The 19,297-nt window shown below is 63.2% G+C and carries 17 protein-coding genes and 3 tRNA genes; 6 read left to right on the top strand and 14 right to left on the bottom strand.

Features of this window, described 5'->3' with window-relative positions:
• Positions 1–39 precede the first annotated feature (39 nt).
• On the top strand, positions 40–726 hold the full coding sequence (locus tag OQE62_RS03290; protein ID WP_265720570.1) for a DUF6445 family protein: 687 nt from the start codon (positions 40–42) through the stop codon (positions 724–726).
• Positions 727–1,121: 395 nt separating this feature from the next.
• Positions 1,122–1,835, top strand: coding sequence for a SapC family protein (locus OQE62_RS03295; RefSeq protein WP_265720571.1), 714 nt, complete (start codon positions 1,122–1,124; stop codon positions 1,833–1,835).
• A 160-nt stretch (positions 1,836–1,995) separates the two neighbouring features.
• On the opposite strand, the gene OQE62_RS03300 is transcribed toward OQE62_RS03295, so the two are convergent.
• From OQE62_RS03300 to OQE62_RS03355, 12 genes are all read right to left on the bottom strand, one after another.
• Positions 1,996–2,151 (bottom strand): hypothetical protein, encoded by a 156-nt coding sequence (locus OQE62_RS03300; protein ID WP_265720572.1) that lies wholly within the window; start codon positions 2,149–2,151, stop codon positions 1,996–1,998.
• A tRNA-Gln gene (locus OQE62_RS03305) sits at positions 2,120–2,194 on the bottom strand. Before OQE62_RS03305 ends, OQE62_RS03300 begins: the two co-directional genes overlap by 32 nt.
• Positions 2,195–2,232: 38 nt before the next feature.
• Positions 2,233–2,309, bottom strand: a tRNA-Met gene (locus OQE62_RS03310).
• A gap of 127 nt (positions 2,310–2,436) precedes the next feature.
• On the bottom strand, positions 2,437–3,351 hold the full coding sequence (locus OQE62_RS03315) for a DMT family transporter (RefSeq protein WP_265720573.1): 915 nt from the start codon (positions 3,349–3,351) through the stop codon (positions 2,437–2,439).
• A 206-nt stretch (positions 3,352–3,557) separates the two neighbouring features.
• Positions 3,558–4,649 carry a redox-regulated ATPase YchF gene (gene ychF, locus OQE62_RS03320; protein ID WP_265720574.1) on the bottom strand — a complete coding sequence of 364 codons (1,092 nt, stop codon included), beginning with the start codon at positions 4,647–4,649 and terminating at the stop codon, positions 3,558–3,560.
• A 123-nt stretch (positions 4,650–4,772) separates the two neighbouring features.
• Positions 4,773–5,369 (bottom strand): aminoacyl-tRNA hydrolase, encoded by a 597-nt coding sequence (gene pth / locus OQE62_RS03325; RefSeq protein WP_265720575.1) that lies wholly within the window; start codon positions 5,367–5,369, stop codon positions 4,773–4,775.
• An 11-nt stretch (positions 5,370–5,380) separates the two neighbouring features.
• A complete protein-coding gene (locus OQE62_RS03330) occupies positions 5,381–6,016 on the bottom strand; it encodes a 50S ribosomal protein L25/general stress protein Ctc (RefSeq protein WP_265720576.1) in 636 nt (211 codons plus the stop codon).
• Between the two features lie 205 nt (positions 6,017–6,221).
• Positions 6,222–7,151 carry a ribose-phosphate pyrophosphokinase gene (locus OQE62_RS03335; RefSeq protein ID WP_322746558.1) on the bottom strand — a complete coding sequence of 310 codons (930 nt, stop codon included), beginning with the start codon at positions 7,149–7,151 and terminating at the stop codon, positions 6,222–6,224.
• A 147-nt stretch (positions 7,152–7,298) separates the two neighbouring features.
• Positions 7,299–7,373: transfer RNA gene (locus tag OQE62_RS03340), tRNA-Gln, on the bottom strand.
• A gap of 22 nt (positions 7,374–7,395) precedes the next feature.
• Positions 7,396–8,268, bottom strand: a complete 873-nt coding sequence (gene ispE, locus OQE62_RS03345; RefSeq protein WP_265720578.1) for a 4-(cytidine 5'-diphospho)-2-C-methyl-D-erythritol kinase — start codon at positions 8,266–8,268, stop codon at positions 7,396–7,398.
• Between the two features lie 140 nt (positions 8,269–8,408).
• Entirely contained in the window at positions 8,409–9,038 is a 630-nt protein-coding gene (gene lolB / locus OQE62_RS03350) for a lipoprotein insertase outer membrane protein LolB (RefSeq protein ID WP_265720579.1), read from the bottom strand.
• Position 9,039: 1 nt separating this feature from the next.
• The gene (locus OQE62_RS03355) at positions 9,040–10,893 is read right to left on the bottom strand and encodes a tetratricopeptide repeat protein (protein WP_265720580.1); all 1,854 of its coding nucleotides are present in this window, start codon (positions 10,891–10,893) and stop codon (positions 9,040–9,042) included.
• Positions 10,894–11,146: 253 nt separating this feature from the next.
• Between OQE62_RS03355 and hemA the strand changes: the two genes are divergently transcribed.
• The 3 genes from hemA to prmC are packed head-to-tail and all read left to right on the top strand — an operon-like array spanning position 11,147 to position 14,402.
• Entirely contained in the window at positions 11,147–12,424 is a 1,278-nt protein-coding gene (gene hemA / locus OQE62_RS03360; RefSeq protein ID WP_265720581.1) for a glutamyl-tRNA reductase, read from the top strand.
• Positions 12,421–13,503, top strand: coding sequence for a peptide chain release factor 1 (gene prfA / locus OQE62_RS03365; protein ID WP_265720582.1), 1,083 nt, complete (start codon positions 12,421–12,423; stop codon positions 13,501–13,503). The genes hemA and prfA overlap by 4 nt, the downstream gene beginning before the upstream one ends.
• 53 nt (positions 13,504–13,556) lie before the next feature.
• Entirely contained in the window at positions 13,557–14,402 is an 846-nt protein-coding gene (gene prmC / locus OQE62_RS03370) for a peptide chain release factor N(5)-glutamine methyltransferase (RefSeq protein ID WP_265720583.1), read from the top strand.
• 53 nt (positions 14,403–14,455) lie between these two features.
• On the opposite strand, the gene OQE62_RS03375 is transcribed toward prmC, so the two are convergent.
• Together OQE62_RS03375 and OQE62_RS03380 are read right to left on the bottom strand one after the other, a co-directional pair.
• On the bottom strand, positions 14,456–16,045 hold the full coding sequence (locus OQE62_RS03375) for a succinylglutamate desuccinylase/aspartoacylase family protein (RefSeq protein ID WP_265720584.1): 1,590 nt from the start codon (positions 16,043–16,045) through the stop codon (positions 14,456–14,458).
• A 164-nt stretch (positions 16,046–16,209) separates the two neighbouring features.
• On the bottom strand, positions 16,210–17,562 hold the full coding sequence (locus OQE62_RS03380; protein WP_265720585.1) for an MATE family efflux transporter: 1,353 nt from the start codon (positions 17,560–17,562) through the stop codon (positions 16,210–16,212).
• Positions 17,563–17,734: 172 nt separating this feature from the next.
• Here OQE62_RS03380 and rhlB point away from each other — a divergent pair, with 172 nt between their 5' ends.
• On the top strand, positions 17,735–19,204 hold the full coding sequence (gene rhlB / locus OQE62_RS03385; protein WP_265720586.1) for an ATP-dependent RNA helicase RhlB: 1,470 nt from the start codon (positions 17,735–17,737) through the stop codon (positions 19,202–19,204).
• Positions 19,205–19,297: the final 93 nt, after the last annotated feature.

The following is a 19,297-nucleotide window of genomic DNA, read 5'->3' on the forward strand; positions in this document are numbered from 1 at the left end:
TTTACGCTGGGCTTTTTTTTGCCTGAAGGTAAGTGAAGTATGGCAATACAGACTCTTGAGATCGGTGATGAAAAGAGAAAAGTCATGATTGTTGATGACTTTCTCGAGAACCCGGAAGAACTGGTTGCGTTTGCAAAGGAGGCAACATTTGCGCCGTGGCCCATGGCTGCAGAGCGCAAAGGATACCCGGGCGTCAGGGCGGCCGCACCTGAAGATCACTCCAGGCTTATCATGGATCGTATTGATCCTCTGGTTCGAGAGCAGTTCCAGGTGCCCCTGTCGGATAAACTCAAGATTCACCAGGAGACGCTCAATTTAATCACCGTGCCTGAAGAAGAGCTGGGTCCGCTGCAGAGGGCCCCCCATTTTGATACCAGTAATCCCAGGCTATTTGCCGTCCTGCTGTATCTTTGCGATGAGAGCCACGGGGGGACGGGTTTTTACCGGCATAAAAGTACAGGCTATGAATCTATAACCCCTGAAAGGTGCGAGCATTATCTGGATTGCTGCTATATCGAGTTCAATAAATATCGCAGGCCGAAAAAGTACTGTTCGGAATCGGACGATTTGTTTTCCAGGATTGGGTTTATCCCTGCCCGATTTAACCGCTTGGTGGTTTATCGTGGAGTAATGTTGCACAGTGCGAATATTCTAGGCGAGAAAAGTATCAGCTTCTGCCCCGCTACGGGGCGGTTGACTGCGAACCTTTTTGTTACCTATGAATAATCCATTTTTTGGCCTGTTAACCCGATAGCCGAATAGGTTGCCACCTTAATGAGACTTTGAATGACTCCGTAATTATTGACAGGTCAACCTGGTTTGTGTGACCGAGGATCCTGTTTCCCGCGATGCAGAGCAGTTCCGCTGGTACAGCCAGGCTTTAGCTCCTGTAGCTCTCCTTCCTGTCCCAAAGACCACCTCGTGCTCCACGGCTGTTCTGTCTGAACTTTACCCAATACCTCGCTGGGGGCGGAATCACGGTGTACACCTGTATCCGCTTCGTTCCGGATAGCGCGAAACCCGGTAGAGACGCTGCCGGATAGGTGTTTCCCTTTTTCTTTCGGGGAAATATACTGTCCGCTTATTGAACACAATAATCAATCGAGAACAGGTATAGATGTATGTCTGAGAATCAGCCCCCCAAAATCGTCCCCCTGCGCAGCGACGTCCACGGTAAGCTGAAAGTCCGTGAACTGGGCACCTTCGAGCATGTCAAGAGCGCGCATATGGTGCCGGTGACCGCCCACGAGTTCTCCCGCCTGGGGGCGGAGTACCCGATTGTTTTTGTCAAGAATTCCGAGACCGATCAGTTCCAGTCCGTGGCCCTGTTGGGCCTGAAGGTGGGTGAGAACCTGTTCGTGGACGGCGACAAGTGGAAAGGGGTCTTCGTGCCCGGCAGTATCCGCAATCACCCGTTCGTACTGGCGCCCGCCGGTGAGAACAAAGAGCAGATGGTGGTCGGTCTGATCGAGAATAGCCCGGTTCTGGGTGAGGAAGAGGGCAACGCGCTGTTTTCCGATGGCGAAGAGACCGATTACCTCAAGGCGAAAAAGGAAAATCTGGTCGGCTATCTCGAGAGTGAGCAGATGACCAAGGCCTTCATCAGCGTGTTGGCGGAGAAGGATCTGCTGGCTTCCCAGAATGTATCCGTTACTGCCGGTGGGGAGAAGATCAACCTGGGCGGTGTCTACATCGTCGATGAGAAGAAGCTGGGTGAGCTGAGCGAAGAGGATTTCGCCGATTTCCGCAAGCGCGGCTTCCTGCCGCCGCTGTACGCGCAACTGACCTCCATGCACCAGTTCTCGCGACTGGCCAGGATGCAGGCGGAAGCCTGATCTGTTCCGGTGTCCGGACAGGGCTGTAGCGGCCCTGTTTCGGCGATCCCTCGCCTCCCTCCCTCTCTGGACACCGATTGCATTTCCTCTCCCTGCGGCGTCCGGCCGCTGTATATCTTCAGAATGGTGGCGTCGTCTCGCGTACAATCGCCTGCGGAAATCAATTTTTCAGAAAATCTGCGATTTCTTCTTTCATGTTGGAGTCGTTGCTCAGTTTGCAGTAGCGGTACTGCTCGAGCCTGCCGGTTGGCAGTGGGTGGGGGATGGGGATCTGGCGGAAAAAATGGCTGGGGCGGTAGGATTCGAACCTACGCATGACGGGATCAAAACCCGCTGCCTTACCGCTTGGCTACGCCCCAGTATCAGGACTGTGAAGCGACTGCTTACAGTTTGAAAATGGTAGCAAGGGGGAGACTTGAACTCCCGACCTCAGCATTATGAGTGCTGCGCTCTAACCGGCTGAGCTACCTTGCCACAGATTGTCTCGGCTCCCTTTATGCCTTCTGGGCTAACCGAGGGCGCGCATTATCGGGCGCTCGGGCGGGCCTGTCAAGACCCATTTTAGTAATTTAATCAGTAAGTTAGCGTGTCTGCCGGGCCGCTATCGGCGGCGCCCGACGGCCGCCAGCAGCGAGCCGCTGACCACGGCGAAGGCGCCGATCCAGCTGATCCAGTTGAGCGGTTCCACTTCAATATAGTCCGGCCAGATGCGGCCGATCAGTGCGCTGAGCGCCAGGGTCATCAGTGGTACCAGGGACAGGGTGGCGCTGACCCGGGAGGCTTCCCAGGCCGCCATGGCCTTGGCGAAGGCGCCGTAGGCGATCAGGGTGTTGGCGGTCAGAAAGAGCAGCAGCGTCCAGCCCAGGGGGCTCAGCTCGATCACGCGGGTGGGATCGGCCATCGGCAGGAAGCACAGGGTGCCTGCCAGGTAGATAAGCACCAGCAGGCTCTGCGGGCGGGTACTGGTAACGATCTTTTTCTGGAAGAAGCCGTAGGTGGCCCAGGTGGTGGCGGCGATCAGGATAAAGCCGACGCCGATCAGGTATTCCGGGTCGGCACCGGTGACCAGTTCCTGCAGGCGCTGGTTGAAGAACAGTGGCAGGCCGGTGGCGACCATCAGTACCCCCAGCCACTGGCGCGGGGAAAAATTTTCACCGAGCCAGATGACGCTGGCGAGCAACAGCAGCAGTGGCGCCAGCTGGATCAGCACCTGCACGGCGCCGGCAGTGATATAGCTGAGGCCGCTGGCGTAGGCGATATAGTTGCCCAGCAGGCCGAGGACGGCAAAAGTGGTCAGTGGCAGGAGTTTGCGGGTAAACAGTTGGCCCAGGTGCAACTGGTGTGTCCAGCCGTAGTAGGCGCCGGCGAGCAGGGCGGCGCCGGAGAAGCGGTACCAGGTGACGGTGGCGGCGCTGATATCGCCCAGCAGGCCTTTCATGGCGATGGGCAGCAGGGCCCACATGAAGGCGGTGGTCAGGGCCAGCGGCAGGCCGACTTTCCAGTTGGATTGGGGCATGGAATCTCCCCGGCCTTTACTCCCGATGGCGGGAGTATGGCTGGTGTGATGGGGTGGCAGGGGAGGTTCGCCCTCTCCCCCGGCCCCTCTCCCGGAGGAAGAGGGGAGCTATTCTTTCGAACCTGTGAGCGTAGCGAAGCCCAACAAACAGTGGCGTGCAGGAGGTTGTAGAGGGCTCTCCGCACTCTTTGCCCGAGTTTCGGCCTTTACACGTTAAAGCGGAAGTGAATCACGTCACCGTCGGCGACCACGTAATCCTTGCCTTCCAGTCGCCACTTGCCCGCTTCCTTGGCGCCGGCCTCGCCGTTGTTGGCGATGTAGTCGTCGTAGCCGACCACTTCGGCACGAATAAAGCCCTTCTCGAAATCCGTGTGGATCCTGCCGGCCGCCTGCGGTGCGGTGGCGCCCACGGGGATGGTCCAGGCGCGGACTTCCTTGACGCCGGCGGTGAAGTAGGTGTGCAGACCCAGCAGCTCGTAACCGGCGCGGATGACGCGGTTCAGGCCCGGTTCCTCCATGTCCAGCCCCTCCAGGAACTCCTGCTTCTCGTCGTCTTCCAGTTCGGCGATTTCCGCTTCCAGCTTGTTGCAGATGGGAACCAGTACCGCGTTCTCCTCGGCGGCGATGGCGGCCACTGCGTCCAGGTGCGGATTGTTGTCGAAACCGTCTTCGTCCACGTTGGCGATATACATGGTGGGCTTCAGGGTCAGCAGGGTCAGCTCGCGCAGGTCTGCCTGCTCGTCTTCGGACAGGCCGAAGGAGCGCAGCGGCTTGGCCTCGTCCAGGTGCGGCTGGATTTTTTCCAGCAGTGCCTTCATCTTGATGGCGTGCTTGTCCTGGCCCTTGGCGGCGCGGGTAAAGCGCTGCAGCGCCTTCTCCACTGTGTCCAGGTCCGCCAACGCCAGTTCGGTGTTGATCACCTCGATATCCGATACCGGGTGTATCTGGTTGGCCACGTGGATCACATTGTCGTCTTCGAAACAGCGCACCACGTGGGCGATGGCATCGGTCTCGCGGATATTGGCCAGGAATTTGTTCCCCAGGCCCTCGCCCTTGGAGGCGCCGGCCACCAGGCCGGCGATATCGGTGAATTCCATGGCGGTGGGAATCACCTTTTCCGGCTTGACGATCGCGGCCAGTCTATCCAAGCGCGGATCCGGCACCGGCACCACGCCGGCGTTGGGCTCGATGGTGCAGAAGGGAAAGTTCTCGGCGTCGATCCCCGCCTTGGTCAGCGCATTGAACAGCGTGGATTTGCCCACGTTGGGCAGGCCGACGATTCCGCAAGTAAAACCCATGGTGCTTTTTCCGTATGCGTAGGGTGCGCCGTGGCAGAAAACTGTTCCCTGCGTTGTCTGCATGACCGCCATCCATGGCGGCCTCGCACCGGTTGATTGGTTTACTGGTGCGCGCGGCGCACCCTACGATTTTGTGTGGAGGTCTTTCATGGCCGCGCCCCAGTCGCCGCTGGCAGCAGCGGGCATCACGTCGATGGCGCGGTCGATGGCTTCCGCCAGTTGTTCCTGTTCCGCCCTGGGGGCGCGCTGCAGGACGTAGTTGACCACCTCGCGGGCATTGCCCGGGTGGTCGATGCCGAGGCGCAGGCGCATGAAGTCGCGGTTATTGCCCAGCGCGGAGATGATGTCCCGCAACCCGTTGTGGCCGCCGTGTCCGCCGCCGGCTTTCAGGCGCGCGGTCCCCGGGGGCAGGTCCAGCTCGTCGTGAGCGACCAGGATGGCCTCGGCGGGAATCTTGAAGAAGTGTGCCAGCGGGCCGACAGACTGGCCGCTGCGATTCATGTAGGTGGTGGGAATCAGCAGGCGGATATCCTGCCCGCCGATCCGCACTCGGCCACTGAGGCCGCGATATTTCTTGTCGGACACGAGCTGGACGCCGTGACGGCTGGCCAGCTCGGCGACAAAGTCGGCACCGGCGTTGTGGCGCGTCCGGTCGTACTCGGGGCCTGGATTGCCCAGGCCCACGATCAACTGGATTGGAGTGTCCGGTGCCCTGGCCAAAATACTGACCCTTACTCTGCGCCTTCGCCGCTTTCGTCTTCAGCCTCTTCGCCTTCGGCTTCTACGGCGCCGCGCGGTTTATGTACTGAGGCGACAACCAGGTCGTGGTCTTCGCCGTGAGTCAGGTCCACGGATTCCACACCTGCCGGCAGCTTGAGGTCGGAAATGTGCAGTACGCCGTCCAGGTCCAGATCGGCCAGGTCCACGTCGATGTATTCCGGCAGTTTGGAAGCGGGAGCGCTGATTTCCAGCTCGGTCAGGGTATGGGAGACGATACCGCCCGCTTTCACACCCTTGCAGCTTTCCTCATTCAGGAAGTGCAGCGGCACTTTCATGTGTATCTTGGTGTTGGCGGAAACGCGCTGGAAGTCCAGGTGGTAGATGATCTGCTGGGACGGGTGGCGCTGCAGGTCGCGCAGGATTACCTGCTCTTTCTTGCCGTCTACGTCCAGGTTCAGGACGGAGGAGAAGAAAGCCTCGTTTTCCAGTGCTTTCCAAAGCTCGCGGGCCAGTACGGAGACGGACTGTGGCTCGGTTTTGCCACCGTAGATGATGCCGGGTACGCGACCTTCCTCGCGACGCAGGCGGCGGCTCGCACCTTTCCCTTCGTCGCTGCGGACGCTGGCGTTCAGTTGGATATCAGACATGGGGTAGACCTCGGGTTGTCTGCCCAGAGCGACCTGCGACCGGACCGCTCTGGCGTTGCTGTAGATCGGGCCTAGTATCGCGTGGCCCAAATAGTAAACGCCCGGCGGTACAGCCGGGCGGGCGCGTATTATACAGAGGACAGGGGGCAGAGGACAGAGGGCAGAGGGCAGATAGAGGATTCTGTTCTCTGTCTTCAGTTTTCCGTCAGCGGAACATCGCCGACAGGGATTCCTCGTTGCTGATGCGGCGCACGGATTCGGCCAGCATGGCGGACAGGGTCAACTGGCGGATCTTGGGGGCCTTTTCCATCTTGTCCCCCAGGGGGATGGAGTCGGTGACCACCAGTTCATCCAGCACCGAGTTGTTGATGTTGTCGATTGCCTTGCCGGACAGCACCGGGTGCGTGCAGTAGGCGATTACTTTCCTGGCACCGTGGTCTTTCAGGGCGTTGGCGGCGTTACACAGGGTGCCGGCGGTGTCGACCAGGTCGTCCACCAGCAGGCAGGTGCGGCCGTCGACCTCGCCGATAATGTTCATGACCTCCGCCACATTGGCGGCCGGGCGGCGCTTGTCGATGATTGCCAGGTCGCACTCGAGGCTCTTGGCTACGGCGCGGGCACGCACCACGCCGCCGATATCCGGGGAGACCACCGTCAGGTTCTCGTGGTTCTGGCGCTCGATATCGTCCAGCAGGGTCGAGGAGCCGTAGACGTTGTCCACCGGCACATCGAAAAAGCCCTGGATCTGCTCGGCGTGAAGGTCGACGGTCAGGACCCGGTCGATGCCCACGCTTACCATCATGTCCGCCACCACCTTGGCGGAGATGGGTACCCGCTGGGAACGGACCCGGCGGTCCTGGCGGGCGTAGCCGAAGTAGGGCACCACCGCGGTGATGCGGCCGGCGGAGGCGCGGCGCAGGGCGTCCACCAGCAGGATCAGCTCCATCAGGTTGCGGTTGGTGGGCTGGCAGGTGGACTGCACCACAAAGACGTCGCGACCGCGCACGTTATCGGTGATTTCCACTGCAATCTCGCCGTCGGAAAAGCGTTTTACCACCGCTTCGCCCATGGGGATCGCCATATGGTCGACGATTTTCTGTGCCAGTTCCGGGTTTGCGTTACCGGTAAAGACCATCAAGTCAGCCACTGCGAGTTCCTTTGGTTTCGTTTCTTTGAGAGGGGTGAGAAATAGTCTAGACGCCTGTGGTTGTGAAAGCTGTCAGTGCGCAGTCACCTTTTGCAGTGTGCGACACAGGCGGCCGCGAAGGATAGAGTAAGGGAATGGCTGGGGCGGTAGGATTCGAACCTACGCATGACGGGATCAAAACCCGCTGCCTTACCGCTTGGCTACGCCCCAGCAGATCTGCTGCCCTGGCCGTTCAGGCCCCGGCTGCAATTTTCGCGAGTTGGCGATGGGTGGGGGATTCGTCTACCCCGGCGGCGACAAAGCCGCGCCATCTTTCCGGCAGTTCTGCCAGTGCCGCTTTGGCTGCAGTCGCCGAGTCGAACGCTGCGAAGACGCAGGCCCCGGTGCCGGTCAGTTGCGCCTGGGCAAACTGTTGCAGCCATTCTCGGGCCGCGCGGATTTCCGGGTAGAGGCGTTCGACCAGTGCCTGACAGTCGTTGCCGAAATGCTGTTCCAGCCAGCGACCGTCGAGCCGCCCCTCACGAAGGTGCGCTAATGTAATTGCGGCGGAATCTCTTGTCAAACCCGGGTGGCCGAATACCGCCGCAGTACTCACAGCACAGTCCGGCACCACCACCAGATAATGTCGCGGCGGCGTTTCCACCGGAACCAGTTTTTCCCCCACACCTTCCGCCCAAGCGGTGCGGCCGCGCACAAATACCGGCACATCCGCGCCCAGTGTGCGCCCGAGTTGCGCCAGCCGGCTCAGCGAGAGGTCGCACTGCCACAGGTGATTGAGCCCCAGTAGTGTCGTCGCCGCGTCACTACTGCCGCCGCCGATACCGCCGCCGTGGGGCAGTTTTTTCTGCAGCACAATATGCGCCCCCCTGCCGCAGCCGCTTTCCCGTTGCAACAGCCGCGCGGCGCGATAGATCAGATTCTCTTCGAGGGGTATCTCCAGGCTGCCGGAATCAACACTGATCTCGTTGTCGTCGCGGAGTTCAAGCCGGAGTTCGTCGCCGAAGTCCAGCAACTGAAACAGCGTCTGCAGTTCGTGATAGCCATCGGCCCGGCGGCCGAGGATGCGCAGGATCAGGTTGAGCTTGGCGGGGGCGGAGAGAAGCATGGGCGGATGATGACAAATTTGTTGGGAACAAATTTGGACGCCGCAGGCGCCCAAAGGGTGAGCGCCATGGACGGCGCGAATCAATGATGAATGATAACGTCCGCAGCTCTGTTCATCATTCACCCTTCATCGTTCACCATTCAAAAGACCCACTCCTTGATCACCAGCGTTACATTCACCGGCCCCGCGGCCTGGCTGGTGGTCGCCTTGATCTTTGTCGGCAGCGTGTAGGGGCCGCGGTTCTCGTAGCCGCTGAAATTCAGTTGCCAGCCGGATTGCTGCAGGCTCTGCAGTTGCCCCCCGGCGTTGCGCTGCTCGCTGGCGCCGCCGCCGGGGGCGGCCAGGCCGCGGACCCAGTAGTACATCTCGTCGATCGGCAGCGGCCAGCCGAGGGTCTGCATGGTCAATTGTGCGGGACTGGGGGCGTGCACCGGCGGGTCGTCGCCGCGCTGCAGGCTGACGCCGGCGGGGCTGCCGCTGATGACCGTGGCTCCTGCGCCCAGGGGGCCGCTCAGGTGGATGCGATAGCGGGGGGAGTTCTTCTGTTCCCAGGTCAGGTTGGCGCTGCCGTTGTCCTTCGGCGAGCGCACGCCGATTTTGCCCTTGATGGTCCAGCGTTGCAGCTGTTCCACCGATGGCTGCGTCTCCGGTGGCTGTTCCGCCGGAGCGGGCGGCTGGGTTTTCTGGCTGCTGCAGGCCACCAGCAGCAGGGCAAAGCAGCCGAGCAGTAACTTGGCGCCCTGCGGGGACTTTGGCCCGAGTCCCGTCATTTCAAGTATCCGATGCATGCTGTTCCAGTGATTCGTTGATTTGCAGGCGCTTCATCGCCGCGGGAATGATTTTGCTCTGCGGGTTTTTTTCCAGGGCGTCGCGCCAGACCTGCATGGCCTGTTCGCGGTTGCCCTGTACCCAGAGGACTTCCCCCAGGTGGGCGGCTATCTCGTGATCCGGCAGTTGTTCCAGGGCTTTCCGCAGGTATTTTACCGCTTCGCTGTGATTGCCCAGACGGTACTGTACCCAGCCCATGCTGTCGATGATGGCCGGATCGTCCGGCCGCAGTTCCAGCGCCTTGGCGATTAACCGGTGGGCTTCATCCAGGCGCTCTTCGTCCCCGATCAGCTCGTAGCCCAGTGCATTGAGGATGGTGGGGTTGTCGGGATCCTGCTGCAGCAGTTTGCGCATACCGCGTTCGAAGTCGGCGGTGTTGCCCAGTTGGTTGTTGAGCAGGGCGCGGGCGTAGATCAGGCGGCCGCTGCCGCTGTGTTGCTCCACGGCCCCATCCAGCAGTTCCAGCGCGCGCTGGTGCCGGTCGTGTTTCTGCAGCAGTTCGACTTCCATCAGGTAGAAGTGTTCGGACTGTTCCGGATGGCGCCGGCGCAGTTCGGCAAACCACTCGCTGTTGTCCTCGGCCTGGCCGCTGGCTGCCAGCAGTTCGGTGCCGCGTGTGATGGCCGGAACATAATCTCCGCCCGGCTCCACCTGGCGAAAGTGGGCGACGGCGGTGCCGGTATCGTTGGCCTCGTCGGCGATACCGCCGAGATAGAAGTGGGCCGCGGATTCGTGTTCGCCGAGGGCCAGCAGCCGCTCGAACAGTGGTTTTGCTTTGGTGTAGTTGTGGGTTTCGAAACGGATCAGCGCCAGCGACAGGACCATGTTGCCGTCGTGGGGGTGCTGCTTGACCAGCCTGGCGAACTGTCGCTGGGCCATCTCGAGATCCTCGCGGATCAGCAGGCGCGCATACTGCAGGCGCAGGCGGCTTTCGTCGGGGTAGACGGAAACCAGCTTTTCCAGCAGTTGCAACGCCTCACCCCGTTTCTCCTGGTCCACCAGGATATGGCTCTCCAGCAGCGGCGCGTCCAGGTTGTCAGGGTGCTGCTCCTGGACGCGCCGGGCGATGCCCAGTGCCCGGGGGTAGTTTTCGGAAGCGCGCAGCATCATTGCCAGGGCCAGCGCCACTTCGCCGTTTTCGGGGTACTGGGCCGCCAGCTGCTCGAATTCGGGCAGCATGGCATCGGTCAGCGGCCGATTGGAGGTGGCGGTGGCGGCCAGGGACTGCAGCGGTGCATCGCCGCCCAGCGCCAGCGCCTTTTTCGCGTGCAGGAGGGCGTCGTCCAGGTCGCCGGCGAGGGTCAGTTCGGCGGTGGCCGCCAGTTGCGCCTCGGGGTTGTCCGGTTCCAGCTGTACCCACAGTCGCGAGGCGCGCAGTGCCGCGCGGCGGGCGTTGAGAAAACGCGCGATGCGGGTGGCGCGGGCGGCCACGCCCGCATCCTGGGTGCGCTCCGCCTGGGTGTAGTAGTTGGCCAGGGCCACATCGTACTGTTCGCGGTTCCCGGCCACCTCCGCCACGAGCAGGGTGTAGAAAGCGTCGATGGGAAAGGCGCGTGCCGGGGATCCTGCACTTTCCGGCTCTGAGGCTTCGGTCTCTGCGGATTTGGCCTCCGTGGCTTCGGAGGACGCTTCGACGATTTCCTCCGGCGGCCTGTCCGCCGGGGCGCGGGTCGTTTCCGGCGTCTCTCGCGATTGCTCCGGCGCCTCTTGTGGCTGGTGGGCGCAGGCGCCCAGCAGCAGGCAGATGGCGGCGCCCAGCAGCGGGCGGGGTCGGTGGCTGTATCTGGCTGAAAGCATAGAAGCGTGTCCGTACGTTGCACCGCGCGGGGCCCTGCGCGGGATGGCTGTTTATCGTCGAGTGGGCACGGGTAATTCTAGTCGCGATTTGCACTGGCGGCCGCGACCTGGCTCCTGAATCCCCGTCCCCTGCGCGCTGTTCGTCTCCACCCGGAATCGGGCCCGGGAACGGATTAAACGGTGTTTCAACCTTGCAAGCCGTGCGGCCGACCGCGAAAATGCGCCCCCGAAAGCGGAACGCCGACAGGAATCTATGCCAATCCTCGCCCTGGGTATCAATCACGACAGCGCGCCGATCGAGGTGCGCGAGCGGGTGGCGTTTGCCCCCGAAGTGATGCCCGCTGCCCTGGCAGAGGCGCGCCGGGCGCTGGCCTGCCCGGAACTGGCCATTCTCTCTACCTGCAACCGCACCGAAATCTACGGCGAGGTGGCGCCGGAGCGGCTGCTGGACTGGCTGGCCGGGTACCACGGGGTGTCGCGGGAACAGCTCGAGAGCAGCAGCTACAGCTACACCGGCGAGGCCGCCGTGCGCCATATGATGCGGGTGGCCTGCGGGCTCGACTCGCTGGTCCTCGGCGAGCCGCAGATACTGGGCCAGATCAAGTCCGCCTACGCGGTGGCGCGCGAAAGCGGCAGTGTCGGCAGCCTGTTGCACAGCGTTTTCCAGCAGGTGTTCGCAGTGGCCAAGAAAGTGCGCTCCGAGACCGCCATCGGCGAGAATCCGGTGTCCGTGGCCTATGCCGCCGTATCCCTGGCATCGCGCATCTTTACCGACCTGGGCAAGCAGACGGCACTGCTGATCGGCGCCGGCGAGACCATCGAATTGGTGGCGCGCCACCTGCTGGAGCAGGGGATCGAGAAGCTGATTGTCGCCAACCGCACACTGGATCGCGCCCAACAGCTGGCGGAGAATTTCGGCGCCGAACCCATTCTGCTGGCGGATACCCCGGAATACCTGCCGCGGGCGGATATCGTCATCAGCTCCACCGCCAGCCAGCTGCCGATCCTCGGCAAGGGCGCGGTGGAGTCGGCGCTGAGAGAGCGCCGCCACAGCCCAGTGTTCATGGTCGATATCGCCGTGCCGCGGGATATCGAACCCCAGGTGGGCCAGTTGGACGATATCTACCTGTACACCGTCGACGACCTGCGGGGTGTGATCGACGAGGGTCGCCGCTCGCGGGAAAAGGCCGCGGAGGCGGCCCGCGAGATCGTCGACAGGGCCGCTACCGAATTCATGCAGTGGCGCCGCTCCCGGGGCGCCGTGGACACCATTCGCAACTTTCGCGAAAGGGCCCAGGATATCAGCGACGGCGAACTGGAACGGGCGCTGCAGCAACTGGATAAGGGTGGGGACCCGCGGCGCCTGCTGGAGCAACTGGCGCGCTCGCTGACCAACAAGCTGATCCATGCACCCACGGTCAACCTGAAGCGCGCCACCGCCGGGGACGACCCGGAGCGGCTGCGCCTGGCGCGGGAAATCGTCGGCCTGGAGCCGCCCGCCGAAACAGAATCAGAGAAAAAGAATAGATGAAAGACTCGCTACTGAACAAACTGGAAAACCTGGTGGAGCGCCACGAGGAGGTCTCGGCGCTGCTCGGCGATCCGGATGTGATCGGCGACCAGGGCCAGTTCCGCGACCTGTCCCGCGAATTCTCCGAGCTGGAGGAAGTGGTCAAATGCTACGGCCGTTACAGACAGCTGCAGGAGGATATGACCGCGGCGCGGGAAATGCTCGACGAGAGCGACGCGGACATGCGCGAGATGGCGCAGGAGGAACTGCGCGAGGCGGAAGAACAACTGGAGCCGCTGGAGCGCGAACTGCAGGCCCTGTTGTTGCCGAAGGATCCCAACGACCGCAAGAATGTCTTCCTGGAAATCCGCGCCGGCACCGGCGGCGACGAGGCGGCCATCTTCTCCGGCGACCTCTTCCGCATGTACTCCCGCTACGCCGAAAAGCAGGGCTGGCGCATCGAGGTGATCAGCGAGAACGAGGGCGAACACGGCGGCTACAAAGAGCTCATTACCCGCGTGTCCGGCGAGGACGTCTACGCGCGGCTGAAATTCGAATCCGGCGCCCACCGGGTGCAGCGGGTGCCGGAGACCGAATCCCAGGGCCGCATCCACACCTCTGCCTGCACCGTGGCGGTGATGCCGGAACCGGACGAGCGCGATGCCGTGGAGATTGGCAAGGCGGATCTGCGCATCGATACCTACCGCGCCTCCGGCGCTGGCGGCCAGCACGTGAACAAGACGGATTCCGCCGTGCGCCTCACCCATGTGCCTACCGGCATCGTGGTGGAGTGCCAGGACGAACGCTCCCAGCACAAGAATCGCGCCAAGGCCCTGGCGCTGCTGCAGGCCAGGCTCTCCAGCGAACAGGAGGCCGCCGCGGCCCGGGAGATTTCCGACGCGCGCAAAAGCCTGGTGGGTAGCGGCGACCGCTCCGAACGCATCCGCACCTACAACTTCCCCCAGGGCCGCGTCACTGACCACCGCATCGGCCTGACCCTGTACAAACTCGACGAAGTCATGCAGGGCGGGCTCGGGGAAGTGATCGAACCGCTGCGCACCGAGCACCAAGCGGACCAGCTCGCGGCGCTGGGACAGTAACGATTTTCTCCCCTCTCCCTCCGGGAGAGGGGCCGGGGGAGAGGGCGTCTGATATGGCCACCGTCAAACAGAATCTTCACCGCAGCCCCGAACTCACCCACAGCGACAGCGCCCGCCTCGATACCGAACTGCTGCTCGCCCACAGCATCGGCCGCGATCGTACCTGGCTCTACACCTGGCCCGAGTATGAATTGAGAGGAGAGGAGCAGCGCCGTTTCGACGCCCTGTTCGAGCGCCGCAAAAGCGGCGAGCCGGTGGCGCACCTGGTCGGCGAGCGGGAATTCTGGTCGCTGCCGTTGAAAGTCGATGCCTCCACCCTGATCCCGCGCCCGGATACCGAACTGCTGGTGGAAACCGCGCTGGAACTCTGCCCCGGAGAAAAACGGCGCGCGCTGGACCTGGGCACCGGCAGCGGCGCCATCGCGCTGGCGCTGGCGAGCGAAAGGCCCGGCTGGCGGATTCTCGCCGCGGAGAAATCCGCGGATGCGGTTGCGCTGGCGGAAGAGAATCGCCGTGCGCTGGGGTTCGACAATGTGGAGATCCTACAGAGCGACTGGTTTGCGCAGATAGCGCCGCAACAGTTTGACCTGGTCGTCAGCAACCCGCCCTACATCGATGCCGCCGATCCGCACCTGGCGCAGGGTGATGTGCGTTTCGAACCCAGGTCGGCACTGGTTGCCGACCGCGAGGGGTTGGCCGATATCGAGCGGATTGCGCATGAAAGCCTGCACTTCCTGGAAGAGGGAGGCTGGCTGCTGGTCGAGCACGGCTGGCAGCAGGCCGGGGCAGTGCGAAAAATTTTCGCCGCCGCCGGCTTTCAGGATATCGAGAGCCGCAACGACTACGGCAACCGGGAGCGCATTACGCTAGGCCGTTGTCAAACATCAAAAAATAAATAGCCAACATCAAAGAGCCACATCGGCGACTCCCGTCATTTGATATTGGATTTCCGTCACTCGTCATCACTGTCCGCATCATGCGCCTCGACGTCCGGCGGGCCCTCGTCGGTAGGCGGCGCCTCGGGGGCAGTGCTTTCCGGTTCGGTGTCATCGCCGTCTTCCCCGGGCTGCGGTTGTTGCGGCTTGTCCTCCGGCTCGCTTTCCGCGGTCACTTCCGCCGGCGGGCTGATCTGTTCTTGCGGTGCCCGGATACCGATGTGGTAGGCGGCAAAGCCCGGTTGTACCACCTGGTTCATCGCCATGCCGAGAACGCGGCCGTCGTGCTCGGAACGGATTTCCTTGCGCACATTGGTGATCGGGTTGGTGATGGTGCCCAGCAGGTCGCCCTCGCGCACCGACTCGCCCAGCTCCACTTCACTGAAAATGATGCCGCCGGTGGTGGCTCGCTGCCAGGTAGAGTTGTAGTAGACGGGTTCCGGGTCGCCCCAGAGGCGGAATTTGCTCACCATGTCCAGCTGGTTCAGCAGGGTGCGGATGCCCTTGACGCTGTGGCTGACGGAGCGCTCGTCCAGCACCATGGGCGCACCGGCCTCGAGGGTGACGGTGGGAATGCCGGCCTCCACCGCGGCGCGCCGCAGCGTGCCCTCGGCGCCGTCGCTGTGCAGCACCACGGTGGAGCCGAAGCCCTTGGTCAGTTTGACCACCTTGGGGTCGTGGAGGTCGGCGCGCAGTTGTGGCAGGTTGGTGCGGTAGAAAGAGCCGGTGTGCAGGTCCACCACCGCGTTGCAGTGTTCGATTACCTCGTTGAAAAACGAATAGGCGATACGCGAGGCGGAAGAGCCTTCCGGATGCCCGGGGAAGTGGCGGTTCAGGTCGCGGCGGTCGGTCAGGTAGCGGGAGCCGCGGTGGAAGCCCTGCAGGTTGACGATGGGCACACCGATCACGGCGCCGTGCAGCTTGTCCTTGTCCAGGTTGTACATCACCCGGCGCACCGTCTCGATCCCGTTCAGTTCGTCGCCGTGGATCGCCGCGGTCATGCACAGGGTCGGCCCCGGTTGGGCACCGTTGACCACCAGCACTGCGGTGGGACTGTAGACGCCCTCGAAATGCTGGCTCGGCGACCAGGCCAGGCGGGTGGAGGTGGCGGGGGGCACTTCGGCGCCGAGCAGGCGCAGGGGCTTGCGGGTTTCCGGCGCAGGTTCTTCCTGTTTTCCCTTCTCCGTGTCCGTGCCGGCATCGGCCGTGGGCTTTTCCGGTTGTGCCTCTTTGTCTTCCATCACCGGCTGATCCAGTTCGAGGTTTTCCGCCCGCGGTATCGGCTGTCCTTCCGCGATATCCGGTTTTTCCGCAGTTTCCGTTTCAGCGGTCGTGTCCGCGGGCGTCTGTGCCACTTCCTCCAGTGGCTGATCCAGTTCCAGGTTTTCCGCTTTGGGGACCGGCTTGTTCTCGGTGCTCTCCCCGTTTGCGGTCGGTTGCTCTGTTTTCGGCGCCCGCTCCTCCCGGGTTTCTTCTTCCCCCTGCGCGGCGACTGTCTCCTGCGGCTCCTCGCCGCTCTCTGTCCAGGCAAATACCGGGGCTGCGGCCAGTAACAGGGTGAGACACAGGCTCTGGCGGGTGGGGCTCAGGGACGAGCGCAAATGCATGCGATGACTCCAGGTAGGGAAATGGAAACTCAGGTTGTTCGGCACGGGAAGTGCCTACTAACGGCACCCCGCACAGGTTCCCGAAACCGAACCCGAGTAGGAAAATACGACGCGATTATAGCCAATGCGTTCCGGGGGTTTTGTATCCCGTCGACGAATTGGGATCAGGTCCGCAACAGCGTTTTGCGACTGGTGCGCCAAAGGCGTAGGCCCAGCAGGATCGACGCCACGCCCAGGCCGATACAGATACCGGTCCAGTAGCCGTAGACACCCCAGAGGGTTTCCCCCAGCCAGTAGGCGGAAGTCAGCCCCACCAGCCAGTAGGAAAAGAGCTGCAGGTACATGGGCACGCGGGTATCCCGGTAGCCCCGCAGCGCGCCCCAGGCCATGGCCTGGGCCACGTCCACCAGTTGGAAGGCTGCGCACAGCAACAGCAGGTTGGCGGCCACGGCAATGATATCCGCATTGCCGGTGTAGAGCTGCACGAACAGGTAGCGCAGGCTGATCAGCACCAGGCCGCAGGCGAGCGCGTAGAGCAGGCCGCTGCCGACCCCCACCAGGCTGGCGAAGCGCGCGCGTTTCGGCCGATCCTGTCCCAGCAGTTGCGCCACGCGGATACTCAGCGCCTGTGCCAGTGCCAGCGCCACCAGGTAAAAAATGGAGCCGACATTCAGGCTTATCTGGTGGGCGGCGACAATGGTGGCGCCGTAGGGGGCCAGCAGAATCGTCAGGCTGGCAAAGAAGGTGACCTCGCTGCCGGCGCCGACACAGATCGGCAGGCCCACGGCCAGCAGGTGGCGCTGGGTCGGCCAGTGGGGCCTGGGTGGCAGCGCCTTCAGTTGCAGGGCGCGGTAGGCCGGGTCGTTACCGGCGTGCCAGAAGAGGGCGGCGGCGATGGACCAGCTCACCAGCGCCGTGGCCCAGCCGCAGCCGGCACCGCCCATGGCGGGAATCGGCCCGGCGCCGAACACCATGGCGATATCCAGCGGGATATTCAGAACCGCCGCGGCCAGGTAAATGCGCATCACCGGCCGCACCTGACCCATCCCCTCGCAGTAGCCCCGCGCCGCGGTACCCATGGCGAAGGGCAGGGTGCCGGTGGCCAGTGCCAGCAGGTACTGCTCCAGCACCCGGCGCACCGGTTCCTCGGTGTCGATCCACTGGCTCCACCAGGGCACCGCCAGCAGGGCGCCGACGACGATCAGTCCGCCCACCAGCGCGATCCACAGCGCCTGCTGCAGCTGTCGGGCGGCTCCCCGCTCGTCCCGGCCGCCGCGCAGGTGGGCGACGATTGGCGATACCGCCGCCAGCAGCCCCATGATGGCGACTGCACAGACGGCCCAGACACTGGAACCCAGCGCCAGGCCGGCCAGGTCCACCTCGCCCGCGCGGCCGGCGACGATGGTGTCGGTGACCCCCATGCTGACGACCGCCAGGTTGCTGATCACCAGCGGACCGCCGAGGTTGGTCAGGTGCGAGAGGTCGGTGGCGATGGCCCGTCTGTACAGCTTGATCATTGGCAGGATACCGGGATCGCAAGAAAAGAGGGGCTGAATTATGGATGGCGCTTCCGGTCCGTTCAATCGGCTCCCGGAACCGGCCCCGCAACCCGGGGAAATAAGCATTCGGGCCAGTCACCCTATAGGTGGTATACTCGCCGATTGATTGAGCATTTGAGCGAGTATTCACTTGATAGGAAAGCTGTTCCGCAGGTCCACCGACGAAGACGAATCCCGGAAGTCCCCCTCCGCGCCGGAGAAATCCACCCAACCCGCGAGCCGGGACGAGGCCGCCGGGAACGGGCCTCGTCGCGACAATGGGAGCAGGGGCGGAAAGGGCAGGGGTCGCAAGGCGGCCGCCGGGCGCGCGCCCTGGTCCCTGGACCAGTTTCGGGTGCCGGAACAGGAGGGCAAGGTACGCTTCCACGACCTGGACCTGCCGCTGGACCTGATGCATGCCATCTACGACCAGGGTTTCCAGTACTGCTCGCCGATCCAGGGCCGATCGTTGCCGCACACGCTGAACGGCCACGACCTGGTGGGCAAGGCCCAGACCGGCACCGGCAAGACTGCCGCTTTCCTGATCACCATCATCGACGACCTGCTCAAGAATCCGTTCGAGGGCGAGCGCTACGCCGGTGAGGCGCGCTCGTTGATCATCGCCCCCACCCGCGAGCTGGTGATGCAGATCGCCGACGACGCCAAGGCCCTGTGCAAGTACACCGACCTGGAGATTCACACGCTGGTGGGCGGCATGGACTACCAGAAGCAGCAGCGCCGGCTGAACGAGCGCCTGGTGGATATTCTGGTCGCAACTCCCGGCCGCCTGCTGGATTTTGTCGGCAACCGCGATTGCTATCTGGACCAGGTGGAAATCCTGGTGATCGACGAGGCCGACCGCATGCTGGACATGGGCTTCATCCCCCAGGTGCGCCGCATCGTCCGCCAGACACCGCGCAAGACCCATCGCCAGACCATGTTCTTTTCTGCCACCTTCACCCCGGAAGTGGACACACTGGTGGACCAGTGGACCGAGGACCCGATCATCGTCGAGATCGAGCCGGAGCGGGTGGCCACCGACAGTGTCGAGCAGCATGTCTACCTGGCCGCGAGCGAGGAGAAGTACACACTGCTGTACAACATCCTGCAGAGCGACGCCGTGGAGAGCCTGCTGGTGTTCGCCAATCGCCGCGACCAGTGCCGCCGCCTGCACGAGAACCTGACCGCCCACGGCATTCCCGCCGGCCTGCTGTCCGGTGAGATTCCCCAGAACAAGCGCGTGCGCACCCTGGACGATTTCAAGTCCGGCAAGACCCGGGTGCTGGTGGCCACGGACGTGGCCGGCCGCGGTATCCATATCGACGGTATCAGCCATGTGGTGAACTTCACCCTGCCGGAAGAGCCCGAGGACTATGTCCACCGCATCGGCCGCACCGGCCGCGCGGGCAAAACCGGCACCTCCATCAGCTTCGCCTGCGAGGACGACGCCATGCGCCTGGAGCCGATCCAGGAACTGCTGGGCGAGAAGCTCAATTGCGAGCAGCCGCCGGAGGAACTGCTGGCGGAGCCGCCCAAAGTGAAGGTAAAACGCAGCAGCGGCCCCGGTGGCGACAAGCGCGGCGGGGGCGGGCGCCGGGGCGGCGGCCGCCCGCGGCGTTAATCTCCCGGGCACAAAAAACGGAGGCAATGCCTCCGTTTTTTTATGGGCGATCCGTCTGGCAGTAAGGAATCGTCATACCGGCGCAGGCCGGTA

The sequence above is a fragment of the Microbulbifer halophilus genome, assembly GCF_026183675.1.
GTDB lineage: Bacteria > Pseudomonadota > Gammaproteobacteria > Pseudomonadales > Cellvibrionaceae > Microbulbifer > Microbulbifer halophilus.

What these genes read in the sequence shown, in the direction of transcription:
- hemA (WP_265720581.1), top strand. Translation starts at nt 11,147, where the DNA reads ATGCCAATCCTCGCCCTGGGTATCAATCACGACAGCGCGCCGATCGAG.
- OQE62_RS03375 (WP_265720584.1), bottom strand. Translation starts at nt 16,045, where the DNA reads ATGCATTTGCGCTCGTCCCTGAGCCCCACCCGCCAGAGCCTGTGTCTC.
- ispE (WP_265720578.1), bottom strand. Translation starts at nt 8,268, where the DNA reads ATGCTTCTCTCCGCCCCCGCCAAGCTCAACCTGATCCTGCGCATCCTC.
- OQE62_RS03315 (WP_265720573.1), bottom strand. Translation starts at nt 3,351, where the DNA reads ATGCCCCAATCCAACTGGAAAGTCGGCCTGCCGCTGGCCCTGACCACC.
- OQE62_RS03295 (WP_265720571.1), top strand. Translation starts at nt 1,122, where the DNA reads ATGTCTGAGAATCAGCCCCCCAAAATCGTCCCCCTGCGCAGCGACGTC.
- prfA (WP_265720582.1), top strand. Translation starts at nt 12,421, where the DNA reads ATGAAAGACTCGCTACTGAACAAACTGGAAAACCTGGTGGAGCGCCAC.
- prmC (WP_265720583.1), top strand. Translation starts at nt 13,557, where the DNA reads ATGGCCACCGTCAAACAGAATCTTCACCGCAGCCCCGAACTCACCCAC.
- OQE62_RS03300 (WP_265720572.1), bottom strand. Translation starts at nt 2,151, where the DNA reads ATGCGTAGGTTCGAATCCTACCGCCCCAGCCATTTTTTCCGCCAGATC.
- OQE62_RS03335 (WP_322746558.1), bottom strand. Translation starts at nt 7,151, where the DNA reads ATGGTCTTTACCGGTAACGCAAACCCGGAACTGGCACAGAAAATCGTC.
- ychF (WP_265720574.1), bottom strand. Translation starts at nt 4,649, where the DNA reads ATGGGTTTTACTTGCGGAATCGTCGGCCTGCCCAACGTGGGCAAATCC.
- OQE62_RS03355 (WP_265720580.1), bottom strand. Translation starts at nt 10,893, where the DNA reads ATGCTTTCAGCCAGATACAGCCACCGACCCCGCCCGCTGCTGGGCGCC.
- lolB (WP_265720579.1), bottom strand. Translation starts at nt 9,038, where the DNA reads ATGACGGGACTCGGGCCAAAGTCCCCGCAGGGCGCCAAGTTACTGCTC.
- OQE62_RS03330 (WP_265720576.1), bottom strand. Translation starts at nt 6,016, where the DNA reads ATGTCTGATATCCAACTGAACGCCAGCGTCCGCAGCGACGAAGGGAAA.
- OQE62_RS03290 (WP_265720570.1), top strand. Translation starts at nt 40, where the DNA reads ATGGCAATACAGACTCTTGAGATCGGTGATGAAAAGAGAAAAGTCATG.
- OQE62_RS03380 (WP_265720585.1), bottom strand. Translation starts at nt 17,562, where the DNA reads ATGATCAAGCTGTACAGACGGGCCATCGCCACCGACCTCTCGCACCTG.